Origin of the sequence: Rhizobium skierniewicense Ch11 (genome assembly GCF_023757665.1) — a bacterium.
In the GTDB taxonomy this organism is placed as follows: domain Bacteria; phylum Pseudomonadota; class Alphaproteobacteria; order Rhizobiales; family Rhizobiaceae; genus Agrobacterium; species Agrobacterium skierniewicense.
The window spans coordinates 26,390-45,517 of record NZ_RXPG01000013.1; the positions used below are offsets into that span (position 1 = coordinate 26,390).

Genomic DNA, 19,128 nt, shown 5'->3' on the forward strand with positions numbered 1-19,128 from the left:
CATGGCGAAGGCTAAGACCGAACGCCGGCTGAAGGACAATGAGGCTCAGGCCATTGCCCGTACGCTTCGCGTCAGCCCCCAGAAACTTAACCTAGTTGCCGCTCTTATCCGTGGTAAAAAGGTCGATCGCGCTCTCGCCGAGCTCGAGTTTTCTCGCAAGCGCATCGCCGCCACCGTCAAGAAGACGCTGGAATCGGCAATCGCCAACGCGGAAAACAACCATGACCTCGACGTCGACGCTCTTGTCGTAGCCGAGGCCTATGTTGGCAAGTCCATCACCATGAAGCGTTTCCACGCTCGTGGCCGTGGTCGTGCGTCGCGCATCGAAAAGCCGTTCTCTCACCTGACGATCGTTGTTCGTGAAGTGGAAGAAAAAGGGGAGGCCGCATAATGGGTCAGAAAATCAATCCAATCGGCTTCCGCCTCGGTATCAACCGCACTTGGGATAGCCGCTGGTATGCAGACACTGCCGAATACGGCAAGCTGCTGCACGAAGACCTCAAGATCCGTGCTTACCTGACCAAGGAATTGAAGCAGGCTGGCATCGCCAAGGTCGTCATCGAACGTCCGCACAAGAAGTGCCGCGTGACCATTCACTCGGCTCGCCCGGGTCTGATCATCGGCAAGAAGGGTGCAGACATCGAGAAGCTTCGCAAGAAGATTTCCGAGATGACCGCGTCTGAAACGCACCTCAACATTGTTGAAGTGCGCAAGCCGGAAATCGACGCAACACTCGTTGCACAGTCGATCGCTCAGCAGCTCGAACGTCGTGTGGCTTTCCGCCGTGCCATGAAGCGTGCTGTTCAGTCCGCACTGCGTCTTGGCGCCGAAGGCATCAAGATCACTTGCGGTGGTCGTCTTGGCGGCGCTGAAATCGCTCGTACCGAATGGTACCGCGAAGGTCGCGTTCCATTGCACACTCTGCGTGCAGACATCGACTACGGTGTGGCTGAAGCTACAACGGCGTTCGGTATTTGCGGCATCAAGGTCTGGATCTTCAAGGGCGAAATCCTTGAGCACGATCCGATGGCTTCTGAACGTCGTGGTCTAGAAGGCGATGCACAGGGCCCTGCAAGCCGTGAGCAGCGCGGTGATCGTGGCGACCGTCGCCGCGAAAACGCTTGATTGACGCTGGCGAAAGATAAGCTCGGAGAAGTTAGAAAATGTTGCAGCCAAAGCGTACTAAGTACCGTAAGCAGTTTAAGGGTCGCATCAAAGGTGTGGCCAAGGGCGGCTTTGACCTGGCATTCGGTGAATTCGGCTTGAAGTCGCAGGAACCGAACCGCGTTAACGCGCGCGAGATCGAGGCGGCCCGCCGCGCGATCACGCGTTACATGAAGCGCGCTGGTCGTGTGTGGATCCGCGTATTCCCAGACACTCCGGTCACGGCAAAGCCGACCGAAGTTCGTATGGGTAAGGGCAAGGGTTCTGTTGAATACTGGGCATGCAAGGTCAAGCCCGGTCGTATGATGTTCGAGATCGACGGTGTTTCCGAGGAGATCGCCCGCGAGGCGCTTCGTCTCGGCGCTGCCAAGCTCTCGGTTAAGACGCGCTTCGTTCAGCGCATCGCAGAGTAAGGAGCAGGCACCATGAAAGCCGAAGACGTTCGCGGCCTCAGCGCCGATCAGCTCAAGGACAAGCTTGTCGACCTGAAGAAAGAGCAGTTCAATCTGCGCTTTCAGAAGGCAACCGGCCAGCTGGAAAAGTCCTCGCGCATCGACGAAGTCCGCAAGGACATCGCCCGCGTGAAAACCATTGCCCGCCAGAAGGCGGCAGAAGCCAAGGCCTAAAGGAAGAATAATATGCCTAAACGCATTCTGCAGGGCGTCGTTGTGTCCGACAAGAACGAGAAGACCGTTGTAGTTCGTGTTGAGCGTCGATTCGCTCACCCGCTGCTTCAGAAGACCGTTCGTCGTTCGAAAAAATACAAGGCGCACGACGAGAACAACCAATTCAAGATCGGCGATGTCGTTTCCATCGAGGAATGCGCACCGATCTCCAAGGATAAGCGCTGGACGGTCGTTTCCGCCCAGGCATAATTTCAACTGATTTTCGCGCAGGTCTTGCTATATGCGCGGAAGTCTGTATGAAGCAGCGCAAGGACGCTCGTTCACGGGCGTTCTTTTGCTTTGATGCGCACGGAAGGTCCTTTAGGAAACCACCCTGTCACGATTATTCCGCGCGAAAACAGAGACATTCATAAGCTGGAACAGGGGGCTGTTTGTTAAACGTGCCCAACCGGTCCGGTAACAACAAGAAGGCGACCTGACATGATTCAGATGCAAACAAACCTCGACGTGGCGGATAATTCCGGCGCACGTCGTGTCATGTGCATCAAGGTGCTGGGCGGCTCGAAGCGCAAGTATGCTTCCGTTGGCGACATCATTGTCGTTTCGATCAAGGAAGCCATTCCGCGCGGCCGCGTTAAAAAGGGCGACGTGATGAAGGCGGTTGTTGTGCGTACCGCTAAAGACATCCGCCGCGCTGATGGCAGCGTCATCCGTTTCGATAACAACGCAGCCGTTCTTATCGATAACAAGAAAGAGCCGATCGGCACCCGTATCTTCGGACCGGTTCCACGCGAACTTCGCGCAAAGAACCACATGAAGATCATCTCGCTGGCTCCAGAAGTACTGTAAGGAGCGATAGCGATGCAGAAAATTCGTAAAGGCGACAAGGTTGTCGTATTGACCGGTAAGGACAAGGGCCGTACCGGCGAAGTAACACAGGTCTTGCCGAAAGAAGATCGGGCTTTTGTGAGTGGCGTCAACATGGTGAAACGTCACCAGCGCCAGACCCAGGGCCAGGAAGCCGGCATCATCAACAAGGAAGCTTCCTTGCACATTTCCAACCTCGCCATCGCCGATAAGGATGGCAAGCCAACCCGCGTTGGTTTCTCGGTTGTTGATGGCAAGAAGGTCCGTGTGGCCAAGCGTTCGGGAGAAGTGATCGATGGCTGAGTCCAAGTACGAGCCGCGTCTCAAGGCTGAATACGTTTCCCGTATTCGTGGCGCAATGCAGGAGAAGTTCTCCTACGCAAACGTGATGATGATCCCCAAGCTGGACAAGATCGTCATCAACATGGGCGTTGGCGAAGCAACTGCTGACTCCAAGAAGCCGACGGTTGCTGCTGGCGATCTGGCAGCGATTGCTGGTCAGAAGCCTGTCATCACGAAGGCTCGCAATTCCATCGCGGGCTTCAAGGTTCGCGAACACATGCCAATCGGCGCGAAGGTTACACTTCGTGGCGTCCGCATGTACGAATTCCTTGATCGTCTGGTTAACATCGCGCTTCCGCGCGTTCGCGACTTCCGGGGTCTGAACCCCAAGAGCTTTGACGGCCGTGGCAACTTCGCCATGGGCATCAAGGAGCACATTGTGTTCCCAGAGATCAACTACGATAAGGTTGATCAGATGTGGGGCATGGACATCATCGTTTGCACGACGGCAAACTCGGACGACGAAGCACGGGCTCTTTTGACAGAGTTCAACTTCCCGTTCCGTCAGTAACCGTAACGACGAGCGTAGAAAAGGAACTCCGATATGGCGAAAACAAGCGCAGTTGAAAAGAACAAGCGCCGCCGCAAGACGGTTGCCTCACAGGCTGGCAAGCGTGCCGCCCTTAAGGCAATTGTCATGAACCAGTCCCTTCCGATTGAAGAGCGGTTCCAGGCAACCCTGAAGCTCGCTTCGCTGCCGCGTGACGGCTCGAAGACGCGTATCCGCAACCGCTGCGAAGTAACGGGCCGTCCGCGCGCGTTCTACCGCAAACTTGGGATGTCGCGTATTGCGCTTCGCGAGTTGGGCAATTCCGGCAAGGTGCCGGGTATTGTCAAGTCCAGCTGGTAAGGAGACGGGCACATGACAATGACTGATCCGTTGGGTGATATGCTCACCCGAATCCGCAATGGTGCAGCCCGTCGCAAGTCTTCGGTCAACACACCGGCATCCAGCCTGCGCGCACGCGTTCTCGACGTGCTTCAGGCTGAAGGCTACATTCGCGGTTATTCGAAGGTTGATTTTGAGAACGGCAAGTCCGAACTCACGATTGAACTGAAATACTACGAAGGCGCATCCGTGATCCGTGAGATCGGCCGCGTTTCCAAGCCGGGCCGCCGAGTTTATGTCTCGGTCAAGTCCATCCCGCAGGTTGCGAACGGCCTCGGTATCACCATCCTTTCGACTCCGAAGGGTGTGATGGCCGATCACCAGGCTCGCGAACAGAACGTTGGTGGCGAGGTTCTTTGCTCCGTCTTCTAAGACTGAGCAAGGATCTCCTTAACGGACAGACAGGATAGAAATATGTCTCGTATCGGTAAAAAGCCCGTTCAGGTTCCCGCAGGTGTGACGGCCACTGTCGACGGCCAGAAGATTACTGCCAAGGGTCCTAAGGGTGAACTGTTCTTCGTCGCCAATGACGAAGTTCAGGTTAAACTGGAAGATAACGCGGTGTCCGTAACGCCGTCCAGCGACAGCAAGGAAGCTCGTTCCAAGTGGGGCATGTCCCGCACGATGGTCGAGAACATCTTCAAGGGTGTCAAGGACGGCTACGAACGCAAGCTCGAAATCAACGGCGTTGGTTATCGTGCTGCCATGCAGGGCAAGAACCTGCAGCTGGCACTCGGTTTCAGCCACGACGTGGTTTACCAGACTCCGGAAGGCATCACGATTGCCGTTCCGAAGCCTACGGAAATCATCGTTTCGGGTATCAACAAGCAGCAGGTCGGTCAGGTTGCCGCGGAAATCCGCGAATACCGTGGTCCCGAGCCCTACAAGGGCAAAGGCGTCAAGTACGCCGAAGAACGGATCATCCGCAAAGAAGGCAAGAAGAAGTAAGGATCACGCGAAATGGCTAGCAGGAAAGAAGCACTTGCACGTCGCGCGAGCCGCGTGCGCCGCCAGATTAAGGCGGTTGCCAACGGTCGCCCGCGCCTGTCGGTTCATCGCTCGTCGAAGAACATCTACGTTCAGGTTATCGATGATGTCGCCGGCAAGACGCTTGCGTCTGCCTCGACACTCGATACGGATCTGCGCTCGTCCTTGAAGACGGGTGCGGACGTTGCAGCAGCGGCCGCAGTTGGCAAGCTGGTTGCCGAACGCGCCGGCAAGGCTGGCGTTAAGGATGTCGTATTCGATCGCGGCGCCTTCATTTACCACGGCCGCATCAAGGCCTTGGCTGAAGCTGCCCGCGAAGGCGGTCTGAACTTCTAATCTTTTACCTGCCCGGTCACATCCGGGCAGGTTTTCACCGGACCATGCGGGTTTCAGAGATGAAGCCGATGGTCTTTTCGTTTGCCGTTCCACCCGTAAAAGAAAAAGGACAAGGACAATGGCACAGGAAAAAAGAGGTTCTCGCGACGACCGCCAGAACCGCGAAGAGCGCGACAGCGAATTCGTTGACAAGCTGGTAGCGATCAACCGCGTTGCGAAAGTTGTGAAGGGCGGCCGTCGTTTCGGTTTTGCTGCTCTCGTCGTTGTTGGCGACCAGAAGGGCCGCGTTGGCTTTGGTCACGGCAAGGCTCGTGAAGTGCCTGAAGCGATCCGCAAGGCAACGGAAAGCGCTAAGCGCGATCTGATCTTTGTACCGCTGCGCGATGGCCGTACGCTGCACCATGACGTCAATGGTCGTCACGGCGCTGGCAAGGTTCTTCTTCGCTCCGCGAAGGCTGGTACCGGTATCATCGCCGGTGGTCCGATGCGCGCTGTTTTCGAAACGCTCGGCGTTCATGACGTCGTCGCCAAGTCGACCGGTTCCTCGAACCCATACAACATGGTTCGCGCAACGTTCGACGCTCTGAAGCACCAGGTTCATCCTAAGGACGTCGCTGCACAGCGTGGTCTGAAGTATGCGACCCTTCAGTCTCGCCGCGCCGCTTCCGGCAACGCTGCTGAAGAATAAGGAGCAGTATCATGGCCAAGAAGACTACTGAAGCCAAGACGACTGTTACGGTCGAACAGATCGGCAGCCCCATTCGCCGCCCTGCTGTCCAGCGCCAGACGCTGATCGGCCTGGGTCTCAACAAGATGCACCGTCAGCGCACTCTGGAAGATACTCCAGCTGTTCGCGGCATGATCCGTGCTGTCCAGCATCTCGTTCGCGTCGTAGACGAGAAGTGAGACGGAGGAAGTCATCATGAAACTCAACGAAATTAAAGATAACGAAGGCTCCACCAAGGATCGTATCCGCGTAGGTCGCGGTATCGGTTCCGGTAAGGGCAAGACCGGTGGTCGCGGCGTCAAGGGTCAGAAGGCTCGTTCCGGCGTTGCCGTCAACGGCTTCGAAGGCGGCCAGATGCCGATCTACCGCCGTCTGCCAAAGCGTGGCTTCAACAACATCTTCGCGTCCGAGTATGCAGAAGTTTCGATCGGCCGCGTTCAGGCCGCCATCGATGCAGGCAAGCTGGACGCAAAGTCGACTGTTGATGCCGCTGCCCTCAAGGCTGCCGGTGTTATCCGTCGCCTCAAGGATGGCGTTCGCATCCTGGCTGATGGCGAGCTGACAACGAAGGTTTCCTTCGAAGTTGCCGGCGCTTCCAAGACAGCTGTTGAAAAAATCGAGAAGTCTGGTGGTTCCATCAAGCTTCTGGCTGTTGCAGCGCAGGCCGCAGAGTAATATAAGACAACGAACGCCCGGTGTGTTTCACTCCGGGCGTTTGCTCTAGAAGTCGCATAAGCCTTTGAATCCTAATCGATTAAACGAGGATTACGCGAATACTCTCAAGCGATGCGGTCGTGTCGCGGGGAGAGCCTCACAGTTCGCAAGTGTTCATCGGAATGCGAAACGGACGAACGAAAACAAGGGTGAGGCATGTTGATCGGCAATAAAGCCGTGATCCGTCCAAAGCCCGGTTTTTGAACCAGTATCTTTTAGACCTTTTCCGGAATTGCCGGTTTCCGTGCCGCTGGACAAGGGTCATGCGGAGAAATTTATGGCTTCAGCAGCGGAACAACTGGCCTCAAACCTGAATTTTTCGACCTTCGCGAAAGCTGAAGATCTGAAAAAGCGTCTTTGGTTTACCCTTGCCGCACTTCTCGTTTATCGCCTTGGCACGCATATTCCGCTTCCAGGTTTGAACCCGGAAGCTTTCGCACGCGCCTTCCAGGGGCAGGCCAACGGAATTCTCGGTCTTTTCAACATGTTTGCGGGCGGCGCGGTAGAGCGCATGGCGATTTTCGCGCTCGGCATCATGCCCTATATTTCCGCATCGATCATCGTGCAGCTCATGACGTCCGTCGTGCCGTCGCTCGAAGCCTTGAAAAAGGAAGGCGAAGCGGGCCGCAAGATCATCAATCAGTACACGCGTTACGGTACCGTGCTTCTCGGAACGTTGCAGGCCTACGGCATCGCAGCAGGACTTGAGAGCGGGGCAGGGCTCGTGATCGATCCCGGCTGGTTCTTCCGCGTTTCCACGGTCATCACGCTGCTCGGCGGCACGATGTTCCTGATGTGGCTCGGTGAGCAGATCACGTCGCGTGGTATCGGCAACGGTATTTCGCTGATCATCTTTGCGGGTATCGCAGCGGGTCTTCCAAAGGCACTGGCCGGCACGCTCGAGCTCGGTCGTCAGGGTGCCATCTCGACACCTGTGATTCTGACCGTACTCGTGGTCGCCATCGGCGTCATTGCCCTGATCGTCTTTGTAGAGCGCGCCCAGCGACGTCTTTTGATCCAGTATCCAAAGCGACAGGTTGGCAACCGGATGTTCCAGGGCGATACGTCTCACCTGCCGTTGAAGCTGAATACGGCTGGTGTCATTCCCGCGATCTTCGCATCGTCGCTGCTGCTTCTGCCAGCGACCGCAGCGGGCTTCACCAACAGCACTAATCTGCCGCCTTGGGCAACGACCATTATCGCGTCGCTTCAGCACGGCCAGCCTCTATTCATGTTCCTCTACGGTCTCCTGATTGCGTTCTTTGCCTTCTTCTATACCGCGATCGTTTTCAATCCGAAGGATACGGCTGACAATCTGAAGAAGCACGGTGGCTTTATTCCCGGCATTCGTCCAGGCGAACGGACGGCTGAATACATCGACTACGTCTTGACCAGAATCACCGTCGTCGGTGCCATCTATCTCGTGTTCGTCTGTATTCTTCCCGAAACGCTGATCGCGCGGACGGGCATACCATTAGCCCTTGGTGGTACTTCGCTTTTGATCGTAGTCAGTGTAACTCTTGATACCGTTGCACAGATTCAGGGTCACCTGATTGCCCAGCAGTATGAGGGGCTGATCAAGAAATCGAAACTGCGTGGAGGAAAGAGGGGACGATGAGACTGATATTTTTGGGACCACCGGGTGCAGGCAAGGGCACCCAGGCAAAACGCCTGACGGATAAGTATGGCATTCCACAACTGTCGACCGGCGACATGCTTCGTGCTGCGGTCAGCGACGGATCTGAGATTGGCAAACGCGCCAAGGAAGTCATGGACGCGGGTGGTCTCGTATCTGACGATATCGTCAATCAGATCGTTTCCGAACGCATAGAGCAGGCGGACTGTGCCAAGGGGTTCATCCTGGATGGATACCCACGAACCGTTCCGCAGGCAAAGGCGCTGGGCGAAAACCTACGCGACAAGGGTATCGATCTCGATGCTGTCATCGAACTGAAGGTGGACGAGGAAGCGCTGGTGCGCCGAATCGAAAACCGCGTGGCTGAGACGGTTGCGGCTGGCGGTACGGTGCGCTCGGACGACAATCCGGAATCTTTCCGCAAGCGTTTGTCGGAATACCGCGAAAAGACTGCTCCATTGTCCGAATATTACCAGGGGCAGGGCGATCTCGTTGTACTCGATGGCATGGCCCATGTGGATGTCGTCACCGCAGCGATCGAGCGCGTTCTTGAAAAAGAACGCGACTCTGCATCCTCAGTTGCGCATAACTAAAGAATCTTAACGGCCCCGGTTGCTTTTTTGAACCGATTCCGTTACACCGCGCCAACTCGCGACAACCCAAGCGACTGGCGCGGATTTTCCTTTAGGGAAGGAAAGTCCGGGTTCGGTCGTTTTAGCTTGTGACGAACACGAATTTTGAACTGGCGGCAGTCGTGCCGCTCAAATGAAAGCACCACTTGCCGGATGGCAACTGGAACGCAAGGAGAATAGACGTGGCACGTATCGCTGGCGTCAACATCCCAACGGCTAAGCGCGTTGTTATCGCCTTGACCTATATCCATGGGATTGGCACGAAATTCGCGCAGGAAATCGTTGCAAAGGTCGGTATTCCGGCTGAGAAGCGCGTTCATCAGCTGACGGACGCTGAAGTCCTTCAGATCCGCGAAGCAATCGATCGCGACTATCGCGTCGAGGGTGATCTTCGTCGTGAGACTTCGATGAACATCAAGCGTCTTATGGACCTCGGTTGCTACCGTGGTCTGCGTCACCGTCGCGGCTTGCCCGTACGCGGTCAGCGCACGCACACCAACGCTCGTACTCGCAAGGGTCCAGCGAAGGCGATTGCAGGTAAGAAGAAGTAATCTTCCGGTTTTCCGGAGAGGGAGGGCTGGTGCAAGCCGCACCAGCCTTTCTGAGTTTGGCGAAAGGCTTCTAAGAGGCTGATCGCCGGTGTAGCCGCTGGTGTTACGGCGGTGCAGAGATCAATGAAAGGTATACCATGGCTAAGGAAGCCGCTCGCGTTAAACGTCGCGAACGTAAGAATATCACGACGGGCGTTGCGCACGTTAATTCGACCTTCAACAATACGATGATCACCATCACTGACGCGCAGGGCAACGCAATTGCCTGGTCGTCTGCTGGTGCCAAGGGCTTCAAGGGTTCGCGCAAGTCGACACCGTTTGCCGCCCAGATCGCTGCTGAAGATGCTGCCAAGAAGGCGCAGGAACACGGCATGAAGACGCTGGAAGTTGAAGTTTGCGGTCCGGGTTCCGGTCGCGAATCTGCTCTTCGCGCGCTACAGGCCGCCGGTTTCATGATCACGTCCATCCGCGATGTGACGCCGATCCCGCACAACGGTTGCCGCCCGCGCAAGAAGCGTCGCGTCTAACGCGTTTCTGTCTGGGAGTTCCGCCTTACCTTCGGTTTGGCGGAATTTTCGCGTAATCGGCGTGGGGGTTGCCGGCTTGACCGGTCTTCCGACGCTTCAAACCCTCCGATGAACGTTTTAAGTTCCTCTCGGTGATCATGCTCGGTCCGCCACGATTGGATGGTGGCGGCGAACGGAAGGTTTAAAGATGATTCAAAAGAATTGGCAGGAACTGATCAAGCCCAACAAGGTCGAGTTCACCTCTTCGAGCCGCACGAAGGCGACACTCGTTGCCGAGCCGCTTGAGCGGGGTTTCGGCCTGACACTCGGTAACGCGCTTCGCCGCGTTCTCTTGTCGTCTCTGCGTGGCGCTGCTGTAACTGCGGTACAGATTGATGGCGTTCTGCACGAGTTCTCCTCCATTCCCGGCGTTCGGGAAGATGTGACGGACATCGTTCTGAACATCAAGGAAATTGCCATCAAGATGGATGGTGACGATTCCAAGCGTATGGTCGTGCGCAAGCAGGGTCCAGGTTCGGTAACTGCTGGCGATATCCAGACGGTTGGCGATATCGAAATCCTCAACCCCGACCACGTCATCTGCACGCTGGACGAAGGCGCTGAAATCCGCATGGAATTCACCGTCAACAATGGCAAGGGCTATGTGCCCGCAGATCGTAACCGCGCAGAAGATGCCCCTATCGGCCTTATTCCGGTGGACAGCCTTTATTCTCCGGTCAAGAAAGTGTCCTACAAGGTGGAAAACACCCGTGAAGGTCAGGTTCTTGATTACGACAAGTTGATCATGACGATCGAGACCAACGGTTCGGTTTCCGGCGAAGATGCCGTTGCCTTTGCCGCTCGTATTCTTCAGGACCAGCTCGGCGTCTTCGTCAACTTCGACGAGCCGCAGAAGGAAGCAGAAGAAGAATCTGTGACCGAACTGGCATTCAACCCGGCGCTTCTCAAGAAGGTCGACGAGTTGGAACTGTCTGTTCGTTCGGCCAACTGCCTGAAGAACGACAACATCGTCTATATCGGCGACCTCATTCAGAAGACCGAAGCCGAAATGCTTCGCACACCGAATTTCGGTCGCAAGTCGCTTAACGAAATCAAGGAAGTTCTCGCTTCCATGGGTCTGCATCTCGGCATGGAAGTGCCCGCATGGCCACCAGAGAACATTGAAGATCTCGCAAAGCGCTACGAAGACCAGTATTAACCAATAAGAAGGCAGGCCCGCTAAAGACTGCCTTTCCCCGTCAAACAACAGGCGCCGTCTTAAAAGACAGGTTGCCTGCATGTGCCAGGAAACGGCAGGTCCGGATAGGAACCTGCATAAAGGAGAATAGCAATGCGCCACGGAAATTCAGGCCGCAAGCTCAATAGAACCGCCAGCCACCGCAAGGCAATGTTTGCCAACATGGCTGCTTCGCTCATCACGCATGAGCAGATCGTAACAACTTTGCCAAAGGCAAAGGAAATCCGTCCGATCGTCGAGCGCCTTGTGACGCTCGGCAAGCGCGGCGACCTGCACGCTCGTCGTCAGGCACTGTCGCAGATCAAGGATCAGGACGCCGTTCGCAAGCTGTTCGATGCGATCGCTGAACGTTACGCAACCCGCAACGGCGGCTACCTTCGCATCATGAAGGCCGGCTACCGCCAGGGCGACAATGCGGCTCTCGCTGTCATCGAGTTCGTCGAGCGCGATGTCGATGCCAAGGGCAAGGCCGACAAGGCTCGCGTCGCTGCAGAGGCTGCCGAAGCCGAAGCTGCATAATATCAGGCGCTGAAAAGTGCCAGTTGTCTTGAAAGCCGGGTGAGCAATCACCCGGCTTTTTTTGCGTTTGCGGTGGCTTTTTTCCGATCTTCGTCGGGGCCGTCGTTGGATGGGTGACTATTTTTCCAAGCATCAACATAATTATGCCCGTTTTGGTTGGATATTTTCTGCCATCAGTTGAATTATTTGTGGCTGGGACTGTTCGATCGAATTCATCAGAAGCGGGCGAGCAGGTGATACGCGGAAGCGGTCATCCGCTCATTGATCAAAGGTGAGGGTGGTAGCAATGACACGTCCAGTGAGCGATCAGGAGATAGCGAAGGCAAATTCGCTCTATGACGCAATAACCCAGCCGTCCAATGTGACCGGTAAGTTGGATGGTGATGCCTACCCTGTGCTAATGTGGGGCGCTTGGAATTGGACCCACGCTTTATCGACGCACAATCAGACCTACAATGATCAGCAATTTTTAGCAAAAGCGTGGTCACAGTTGAAAGAAAACAACCGTGACACGCTGGCGAGCAGCAATCTCGCGCATTTTCTGGGGGGCACCGGCACACCAGTAAATCTATCTCTCAGAAAACTTTTCGTCGAAGATCAAAAATTCGCGAGCGCATTCAACAAATCTGTGGCCAATCAGATCTACAAAGCGGAGATGACGTATAAGGCCACGAAGCGTGGGGCGGGAGAGACCCTGAATGACTTCCTCAACGCTAATCTTCGTTCGTTCGAGGATGTGCTCGCATCAAAAAGCGTGGTGGATTTCAAGAAGGATTATGGCGACAAGACGAATATCCCTTATCACGGTCATGTCGCCGTCGATCAGGGACAATTCGGCAATGAAGGCTGGATGCTCGGTACTGGCGGTCTCACGATTTTGTGGCGTTACCTTGACGTCATCAACACGATGGGGAGCAGGCAGTTTAAGGTCCTAGCCATGTGTCTTAAGCAATATAAGTGGCATCCATATGAGCGCCGATGGTCTCGTCTCAGTCACATTGCAGCTGAAAATGCAAAGGCGCCTCAGCCGGATCGATCGCTTGTTCAAAGCGCTCATGGCATATACCCAAGCACATTGCAGCCGAAAAGCGGTAATATTGCGCTTGGCTCCGAAACGATAGGTCAGTGGAAGCAACAGTGGACATCTCAGGGATTGGTGCAGGATACGATTTATAACCCGGCCAAAGAATTCAAGCTGGTGTTCAAACCCGTCGAGTGGATTGTTCCTGCTTACGTACCAACGAGCAAAGTCGCGTTCATGGGCTGATCTGGCGCCTAGAGCAATATCAGCGAAAATGCGCCGCGCTTTCTTGTCTGGCATTTCAGCTAACGCGACTTGACGGGTATGCTCTACTTTTTTGATTTTGCGGCACGTCGGAAACGACGAGAACGCTTCGCTGGTGTCTTTTTTGGAATAGCGACCGTCACGTTACGCATATGGAAGTGGCAGAACCTAACGAGACGGAGGTCTGGAAGAGATCGCCCCTTTGCGAGCCCGCTTTCGAGCCATGATCACAGGCCGGATCGACCGATATCCGAGCAGGATGAGCATGACGGATATGTAGAAAACCGGCTCGAGTGTCAGCGACTTTCGCGCCAGCACGAAGTGAAGAACGCCGGCGATCAAGATGAAGTAGGAGAGTTTATGCAATGTGTTCCAGCGGGAGCCTAGCCTGCGGATCGACCAGCGATTCGAGGTGAGCGTCAGCGGAATGAGCATCACGAGACCCGCCATGCCGAACATGATGTAGGGGCGTTTGAGAATATCGGAGAGAATAGAGCTGAAGACCAGTCCACGGTCGAGCACGATATACACGGCGAAGTGGGCCAGTACGTAGTAAAACGCAATCAATCCCAGCGCTCTCCGGTAGGCGATGAGATTGACGTTGAAGAGATCGCGCAGCGGCGTGATGACCAGCCCGAGGCAAAGGAAGCGCAAGGCCCATGTGCCCAGCAGATGTTCGAATTCCTTGACCGGGTTAAAGCCCAGCCCACCGGTGGCTGCGAGATAAAAGTACCAGACACCAGGCGCGAGGCCCACAGCGTACACAACCCAGATTGCCGCTGGCTGGTAACGCTTGGGCAGTGACGGAAGCGAAAGGGCGAGCGCCATGATCAGTAATTCGCCTTCAAGTCCAGTCCGGTGTAAAGGCTCGCAACCTCGTCATAGCCATTATACATCAGCGTTGGTCGGCGCTGCGTGCTGAAGAAACCGCCTTCGCCGATGCGTTGTTCTGTCGCCTGGCTCCAGCGGGGATGGTCCACCGTGGGGTTCACATTCGAGTAGAAGCCGTACTCGCGGGCGTTGGAGTTTTTCCAGGTCGTTTCGGGCTGTTTTTCCACAAGCGAAATACGGACGATGGACTTGATGCCCTTGAAACCATATTTCCATGGCACGACAAGCCGGATCGGCGCGCCGTTCTGGTTTGGCAAGGTTTCACCATAGAGACCGACGGCAAGAATGGTCAGGGGGTGCCGGGCTTCGTCCAGGCGTAATCCCTCGATATAGGGCCATTCCAGCGGCTGGAACAGGCCGCTTTGGCCAGGCATCTCTTCCGGCCTGACAACGGTCTCGAACGAAACGAACTTGGCGCTGCCCAGCGGCTCGACCTTGTCCAGCAGGGTCGAGAGAGAAAACCCGATCCACGGAATGGCCATGGACCAGCCTTCGACACACCGCATGCGATAGGTGCGCTCTTCAAGCGGATATTTCAGCAGGTCTTCGATGCCGAATTCCTGTGGTTTGCCGACAAGACCGTCCACTTTCACGGTCCAGGGGGTCGGTTTGAAATTTCCGGCGTTTTCCTTCGGGTCGGACTTGCCCGTCCCGAATTCATAGAAATTGTTGTAGCTCGTCACAGCGTCCAGCGGTGTCAGCTTTTCATCCAGCTTGTAGGCACCGGGCTTGGCCGTTAGCGGCGCTGCCATGGCATCGCGTCCGGTCAAACCAATGGCTGCCATGCCCGCGGCCGCGCCGAGGAAATGGCGACGTGACAGGTAGACGTCACGCGGTGTGACATCTGAAAACGGGATGCGGGGCGGATGATAAGCGGGCATGAAAACCTCCTGCGGAGCCAGATCGGAAGAACAGCTATTCAATACCCATTACGTGTGGAGTGGCAAAAAAGTTTTCCGTAACGAGAAAAAATATTGCCAGGATCTGGCGCTCGTCCCGCGGCGGATTTGCGACGAAGATATGCGATGTCTAAAATAATAAGAAGAATGCGGTAAAATCTGCGAGAGCGAGAGGCGTATCATCGAGAATACGCCTCTCGCCTTGGCATCAGAGGATCAGGCGGAACTTCGCAAAGCCTTCTGACGCGTCACCGGCTTCCTCGATCTTTGCGCCCTTTACATCCTTGGCAAATTGCCGCCCCTTCGGTCCTGTTTCGAAAACTGCCGTGGTATTGGCAATCGGCGCGAACGACCAGTTATCGTCTGCCGAGGGATTGATGGTGCCCTGCGCGATGATATAGCGCACGATGACATCTCGGTTGGTATCAGGCGCGACGAAGATGATCTTGTCGGAGCCGATATTGGGGAACTTGCCACCACCGCTGGCGCGATAATTGTTGGTCGCCACGACGAATTTCTGTTCCGGGTCGATGGGTTTACCACCGAACTGGAGATTGACGATGCGGTTGCTCTCCGGGTTGATCGCCTTCCCGTCCTTATCGAATTTCGGCGGCTTGGAAATATCGATCTGGTAGGTCACGCCGTCGATAACATCGTAATTGTAGGACGGGAAATCATTGTTCAGCAAAGGTGCGTTTTTGGAACCGGCCTCCACCGTCTTGAACATGCCGGCCGACATTTCAAGCCAGTCTTTCACCTGCGCGCCGGTGATCAGCACGGCCTGCACCGTGTTGGGGTAGAGGTAAAGGTCGGCCACGTTTTTGATGGCGATGTCACCGGCGGGGACATCGGTGTAGTAATCCGAGCCGCCACGACCGCCCGCCTTGAAGGGCGCAGCCGCCGAAAGCACCGGCAGATCCTTGTACTGACCGTCCTTGAGCATATCCTTGATATACCATGTCTGCGCATTGGAAACGATCTGCACGGAGGGGTCATCCGCCACCAGCGCAAAATAGGAGTAGAGCGGTGCGGATGTCTTGCCAACCGGTCTACGGACATAGGCGAGTGCGGCTTCATGATCGGTCTTGACGGAGGCAATGACCTCCGGCTTGTCTTTCACGTCTGCCACGATCTTGCGGTTTTCATCGCGGTGGTAAATCGGGCGCGCCTCACTGGTAAAATCCACGATCTTCCAGCTTTTGCCGTCCTTTTCCAGCAATAGGTCGATGAGGCCCATATGTGAGCCCCAGAACCCTGCCATGACGGCGGGTTTACCCATCAGCGTACCCTTGACCGGATCGGCACCTTCAATGCCGTCCCATGTCTTGGGGCCGGGGAAGACGAGATGCTGGTGGCCTGTGAAGACCGCATCAATATCCTTGACGCCAGCCAGATAGAGCGACGCGTTTTCCATGCGATCGCTCTGGCCCTTGCCTTCTATGCCGGAGTGGGAGAGAGCGATGACGATATCGGCGCCCTGTTCCTTCATCGCCGGCACCCACGCCTTGGCGGCATCGACGATGTCGCGCGTCTGTGCCTTGCCCTCGAGGTTCTTGGCGTCCCACATCATGATCTGCGGCGGTACGAAACCGATGATGCCGACCTTGACGGTGCTGGTCGCGCCGGAGCCGTCCTTGATCTGCTTGTCGAGGATGACATAAGGTTTGAAGAACAAATCGTCCTGCTTGGGATTGGCCGCAAGCTGGCCTTTCGTCAGGTTTGCGCAGACATAGGGAAAACCTGCTCCGCCCAGCGTGTTGAACATGAAATCGAGCCCGTAATTGAACTCGTGGTTCCCCAATGTGCCGCAGTCGTAACCCAGTACGTTCATGGCATTGATCACAGGGTGCTTGTCCCCAGCCTTCATGCCGCGCTCGTAGGCAATATAGTCGCCCAGCGGATTGCCCTGAAGAAAGTCGCCATTATCGACCAGCATCGAGTTTCCGGCCTCGGCGCGGATGCTGTCGATGATGGAGGCCGTGCGCGCCAGACCCAGCGTGTCGTTCGGCTTGTCGGCATAATAATCATACGGGAAGACGTGGACGTGAATGTCGGTCGTTTCCATGATGCGCAAATGCGCCTGGTTGCCCTGAGCGCGGGCTGCGAACGGATGCAGCATGACAAGTGCCGAAGACGCCGCGATGCCGCCCAGCAGGGACCGTCGCGTGATGGGATGAAGGCCGATAAGCGAAGACATGGAAACTCCTCGATGAAATTCTGACTGTACGAAATGACGGCAGCGTAAAACGAATTCGAAAGGAGTCCATCATCAAAATGAAGGGCATATGACTTGTCCCGGATTTTAAACCGTCCGGTAAATTATTTTATGTTGCCAAGGTCGGCTTCACCTCTTCATGGAAAAAGCGGAAATAGGAGGACAGCTGTGCCAGCGTATTGGTGGAAAGCTGCAATTGCAGACCAAGCCGGTTCGCATGCTGCCATTGCACTGTTCCCTCGATAAAGCCCAGATCGTCGCTGCGCACAGTCACGCGGCTCCCCTTGGCGGCGGCGAACGGTCCTTCGAGTTCCAGCGCCATTCCGGTGGCCGAGAGATCGACCACGCGACCCTGTACCGTTTGTGTAAAATACTGAACCGTCCCGTAGATGCGGGTCTTGCTGCGGTTTGCACCGCGATTTGTCATGCAGAGATTGCCAGCCATCGTTCCACTCCCATCCAAATCGTGCCAAACTCGCACGGAAGGCTTGATGAGCGTTTAGGATATTCCCTAAAATAACCGGGAATGGGACGTTAGGCCCGGTCGATCCTGCACAGATAGCAATTGTTGCGCGCAGAGCGAACATGCACGTAGGCAATATCCTCTCTCGTCAGAAGCTCGCTGGCACGCTTGGCAATTCTGCCCGTCGAGGTCACTTCGCCCGTGCCATAGACGATACGATTGTCGGAGCTGTAGCCACGCACGATATAATCGGTACTGTCGAGCATGGGCGGCAATATCTCCCGCGCTGCGTACGCCCCGCATGATTCGGCGTGAATGAAGATCGGGCCGGTCTCCGCATAGGGTTGTGGGCCCGGAAAAGGGCGATAGGCCAGCAGGAGCGCCGCTTCGCCGTCGCGTATGTGCCCAAGACAGGCGCGACAGGGAAGGGTTCCAGAGACGATCGAGCGTTCCGGTTTCTGGCCATTGGCATCCGGTTTGCCGAGGCGGAAGGCTTCCGACTCGTCTGTATGCATGGCGGTAAAAGTGATCTGTGTCATAGCGGCTCCTTTGCGTTGCTTGTTTGTCGCTATGCTCTTCAAACATGCGTGTATCCACCCGTTTCTTGCGTCGGAAGGCAACCACCCCATTGCTTGTGCCGTTGAGTGTGGCAATCAATCGAACATCCTCTTTCTGGAAAGTTCATGCCCATGCTGCGCAGGTTGATCACCGTATCTCTGGTCACCGTTTTCTCGCTTCTTTCACCTGTAGCCCACGCGCAAACAGCGCCCGCCTTGGACGATCTTTCCGACGAGCAATTGCAGCAAACAGTCAACTTCGTGATCGGAAACGCGATTTTCGGTCTTTATCATGAAGCGTCGCGCATGCTGATATCCGACCTTTCTCTCCCCCAGACGGAAGCCGGAAACGACGGCGCCGATCAACTGGCGGCGACCATGATGCTCGAAGCCAATGAAGAGTGGCTGGATACTGCCATCGTCAACGCAACCGACAGCTGGTATCTGGCCCGCTCGGGCCAAGCCCTGCCGGACCACAATGCTCCTCTCTATTCGTCACTGGTGCCCAACACGGCACGCGACCGGCAGATGGCCTGCCTGATGGTTGGCAAGGACGCTGGCGGCTATGGTGACCTGGCCGACATGATGGGGCTTCCGAAAGATGACTGGAAGGCTTGCGAAACCGCCTACCCACAGACCGTTTCTCGCTGGAACGAGGCGCTGAAGCCCTATGTGGCAAAAGCCGGAACGACAAAGTTTGTCGCGAATTACGAGCCGGTGCGCGATCCCTTTCTGGATATCTACGCGACCATCGTCAAGGAATCCAAGGTTCTCGACCTGATCGCGCGCAGCTTCGACGGTTATCGCCTCAAGGGAGACGTCAAGTTGACGGCGCGCAGCTGCGGACGACCCGATATCTACTGGTCAGAGGAAAAGCGCGAGATCACCTACTGTTACGAGATCGCAAAGTTTCACGGCGAGCTGATTGCCGGACATCTTTCCGCCGGTGGCAGCGAAAAGGAAAGCGGCCCAGCCCAGGAAATTCCCACAGCGGTAAACCTTGGGCAGGAGCTCTGATTCTGTCCTCAACCGTTATCCTCTGATGGGCAGAGGATAACGGCAGG

The 19,128-nt window shown here is 55.9% G+C and carries 28 protein-coding genes; 23 read left to right on the forward strand and 5 right to left on the reverse strand.

What is annotated here, in order from left to right:
* Nucleotide 1 precedes the first annotated feature (1 nt).
* The 22 genes from rplV (at nt 2) to EKM04_RS12030 (ending at nt 13,021) form a co-directional block, all read left to right on the forward strand.
* On the forward strand, nt 2-391 hold the full coding sequence (gene rplV / locus EKM04_RS11925; protein ID WP_067643706.1) for a 50S ribosomal protein L22: 390 nt from the start codon (nt 2-4) through the stop codon (nt 389-391).
* Nucleotides 391-1,125, forward strand: coding sequence for a 30S ribosomal protein S3 (gene rpsC, locus EKM04_RS11930; RefSeq protein WP_045230772.1), 735 nt, complete (start codon nt 391-393; stop codon nt 1,123-1,125). Before rplV ends, rpsC begins: the two co-directional genes overlap by 1 nt.
* A 38-nt stretch (nt 1,126-1,163) precedes the next feature.
* A complete protein-coding gene (gene rplP / locus EKM04_RS11935) occupies nt 1,164-1,577 on the forward strand; it encodes a 50S ribosomal protein L16 (RefSeq protein WP_042618528.1) in 414 nt (137 codons plus the stop codon).
* A 12-nt stretch (nt 1,578-1,589) separates the two neighbouring features.
* A complete protein-coding gene (gene rpmC, locus EKM04_RS11940; protein ID WP_062451324.1) occupies nt 1,590-1,790 on the forward strand; it encodes a 50S ribosomal protein L29 in 201 nt (66 codons plus the stop codon).
* A gap of 12 nt (nt 1,791-1,802) precedes the next feature.
* Nucleotides 1,803-2,039: a 30S ribosomal protein S17 gene (gene rpsQ / locus EKM04_RS11945; protein WP_045230771.1), complete on the forward strand. Its 237-nt coding sequence runs from the start codon at nt 1,803-1,805 to the stop codon at nt 2,037-2,039.
* A 231-nt stretch (nt 2,040-2,270) separates the two neighbouring features.
* Nucleotides 2,271-2,639: a 50S ribosomal protein L14 gene (rplN, locus tag EKM04_RS11950; RefSeq protein ID WP_003495199.1), complete on the forward strand. Its 369-nt coding sequence runs from the start codon at nt 2,271-2,273 to the stop codon at nt 2,637-2,639.
* 12 nt (nt 2,640-2,651) lie between these two features.
* Complete coding sequence (gene rplX / locus EKM04_RS11955) at nt 2,652-2,960, forward strand: 50S ribosomal protein L24 (RefSeq protein WP_174152666.1); 309 nt, start codon at nt 2,652-2,654, stop codon at nt 2,958-2,960.
* Nucleotides 2,953-3,510: a 50S ribosomal protein L5 gene (gene rplE / locus EKM04_RS11960; RefSeq protein WP_174152667.1), complete on the forward strand. Its 558-nt coding sequence runs from the start codon at nt 2,953-2,955 to the stop codon at nt 3,508-3,510. The genes rplX and rplE overlap by 8 nt, the downstream gene beginning before the upstream one ends.
* A 33-nt stretch (nt 3,511-3,543) precedes the next feature.
* Nucleotides 3,544-3,849, forward strand: a complete 306-nt coding sequence (gene rpsN / locus EKM04_RS11965; RefSeq protein ID WP_042618523.1) for a 30S ribosomal protein S14 — start codon at nt 3,544-3,546, stop codon at nt 3,847-3,849.
* Between the two features lie 12 nt (nt 3,850-3,861).
* Nucleotides 3,862-4,260: a 30S ribosomal protein S8 gene (rpsH, locus tag EKM04_RS11970; protein WP_042618522.1), complete on the forward strand. Its 399-nt coding sequence runs from the start codon at nt 3,862-3,864 to the stop codon at nt 4,258-4,260.
* A 42-nt stretch (nt 4,261-4,302) separates the two neighbouring features.
* Nucleotides 4,303-4,836 carry a 50S ribosomal protein L6 gene (gene rplF / locus EKM04_RS11975; protein ID WP_183897653.1) on the forward strand — a complete coding sequence of 178 codons (534 nt, stop codon included), beginning with the start codon at nt 4,303-4,305 and terminating at the stop codon, nt 4,834-4,836.
* A 12-nt stretch (nt 4,837-4,848) separates the two neighbouring features.
* The gene (gene rplR / locus EKM04_RS11980; RefSeq protein ID WP_045230767.1) at nt 4,849-5,211 is read left to right on the forward strand and encodes a 50S ribosomal protein L18; all 363 of its coding nucleotides are present in this window, start codon (nt 4,849-4,851) and stop codon (nt 5,209-5,211) included.
* 118 nt (nt 5,212-5,329) lie between these two features.
* Nucleotides 5,330-5,899 carry a 30S ribosomal protein S5 gene (rpsE, locus tag EKM04_RS11985; RefSeq protein ID WP_045230766.1) on the forward strand — a complete coding sequence of 190 codons (570 nt, stop codon included), beginning with the start codon at nt 5,330-5,332 and terminating at the stop codon, nt 5,897-5,899.
* An 11-nt stretch (nt 5,900-5,910) separates the two neighbouring features.
* On the forward strand, nt 5,911-6,117 hold the full coding sequence (gene rpmD, locus EKM04_RS11990; RefSeq protein WP_045230765.1) for a 50S ribosomal protein L30: 207 nt from the start codon (nt 5,911-5,913) through the stop codon (nt 6,115-6,117).
* Between the two features lie 16 nt (nt 6,118-6,133).
* On the forward strand, nt 6,134-6,613 hold the full coding sequence (gene rplO, locus EKM04_RS11995) for a 50S ribosomal protein L15 (protein ID WP_174152669.1): 480 nt from the start codon (nt 6,134-6,136) through the stop codon (nt 6,611-6,613).
* Nucleotides 6,614-6,929: 316 nt separating this feature from the next.
* Nucleotides 6,930-8,270, forward strand: coding sequence for a preprotein translocase subunit SecY (gene secY, locus EKM04_RS12000; RefSeq protein ID WP_174152670.1), 1,341 nt, complete (start codon nt 6,930-6,932; stop codon nt 8,268-8,270).
* Entirely contained in the window at nt 8,267-8,881 is a 615-nt protein-coding gene (locus tag EKM04_RS12005; RefSeq protein WP_183897652.1) for an adenylate kinase, read from the forward strand. The genes secY and EKM04_RS12005 overlap by 4 nt, the downstream gene beginning before the upstream one ends.
* Nucleotides 8,882-9,102: 221 nt before the next feature.
* Nucleotides 9,103-9,471 (forward strand): 30S ribosomal protein S13, encoded by a 369-nt coding sequence (rpsM, locus tag EKM04_RS12010; protein WP_067643674.1) that lies wholly within the window; start codon nt 9,103-9,105, stop codon nt 9,469-9,471.
* Between the two features lie 137 nt (nt 9,472-9,608).
* Complete coding sequence (rpsK, locus tag EKM04_RS12015) at nt 9,609-9,998, forward strand: 30S ribosomal protein S11 (protein ID WP_174152672.1); 390 nt, start codon at nt 9,609-9,611, stop codon at nt 9,996-9,998.
* Between the two features lie 187 nt (nt 9,999-10,185).
* Entirely contained in the window at nt 10,186-11,196 is a 1,011-nt protein-coding gene (locus tag EKM04_RS12020) for a DNA-directed RNA polymerase subunit alpha (RefSeq protein ID WP_045230760.1), read from the forward strand.
* A gap of 132 nt (nt 11,197-11,328) precedes the next feature.
* Nucleotides 11,329-11,754: a 50S ribosomal protein L17 gene (rplQ, locus tag EKM04_RS12025; RefSeq protein ID WP_174152673.1), complete on the forward strand. Its 426-nt coding sequence runs from the start codon at nt 11,329-11,331 to the stop codon at nt 11,752-11,754.
* 286 nt (nt 11,755-12,040) lie between these two features.
* A complete protein-coding gene (locus EKM04_RS12030) occupies nt 12,041-13,021 on the forward strand; it encodes a hypothetical protein (RefSeq protein WP_183897651.1) in 981 nt (326 codons plus the stop codon).
* A 186-nt stretch (nt 13,022-13,207) separates the two neighbouring features.
* Here EKM04_RS12030 and msrQ read toward each other — a convergent pair whose 3' ends face one another.
* The 5 genes from msrQ to EKM04_RS12055 all read right to left on the reverse strand — a co-directional run bounded on the left by msrQ (nt 13,208) and on the right by EKM04_RS12055 (nt 18,046).
* The gene (gene msrQ, locus EKM04_RS12035; RefSeq protein WP_183897650.1) at nt 13,208-13,867 is read right to left on the reverse strand and encodes a protein-methionine-sulfoxide reductase heme-binding subunit MsrQ; all 660 of its coding nucleotides are present in this window, start codon (nt 13,865-13,867) and stop codon (nt 13,208-13,210) included.
* Nucleotides 13,868-13,869: 2 nt separating this feature from the next.
* Nucleotides 13,870-14,811 carry a protein-methionine-sulfoxide reductase catalytic subunit MsrP gene (gene msrP / locus EKM04_RS12040; RefSeq protein WP_183897649.1) on the reverse strand — a complete coding sequence of 314 codons (942 nt, stop codon included), beginning with the start codon at nt 14,809-14,811 and terminating at the stop codon, nt 13,870-13,872.
* 226 nt (nt 14,812-15,037) lie between these two features.
* A complete protein-coding gene (locus EKM04_RS12045; protein ID WP_183897648.1) occupies nt 15,038-17,026 on the reverse strand; it encodes a bifunctional 2',3'-cyclic-nucleotide 2'-phosphodiesterase/3'-nucleotidase in 1,989 nt (662 codons plus the stop codon).
* Between the two features lie 127 nt (nt 17,027-17,153).
* Nucleotides 17,154-17,489 (reverse strand): PilZ domain-containing protein, encoded by a 336-nt coding sequence (locus EKM04_RS12050; RefSeq protein ID WP_183897647.1) that lies wholly within the window; start codon nt 17,487-17,489, stop codon nt 17,154-17,156.
* Nucleotides 17,490-17,578: 89 nt separating this feature from the next.
* Nucleotides 17,579-18,046 (reverse strand): DUF1203 domain-containing protein, encoded by a 468-nt coding sequence (locus EKM04_RS12055; RefSeq protein WP_183897646.1) that lies wholly within the window; start codon nt 18,044-18,046, stop codon nt 17,579-17,581.
* A gap of 144 nt (nt 18,047-18,190) precedes the next feature.
* On the opposite strand from EKM04_RS12055, the gene EKM04_RS12060 reads away from it, so the two are divergent.
* On the forward strand, nt 18,191-19,081 hold the full coding sequence (locus EKM04_RS12060; RefSeq protein ID WP_234911046.1) for a DUF4344 domain-containing metallopeptidase: 891 nt from the start codon (nt 18,191-18,193) through the stop codon (nt 19,079-19,081).
* The last annotated feature ends 47 nt before the right edge of the window (nt 19,082-19,128 follow it).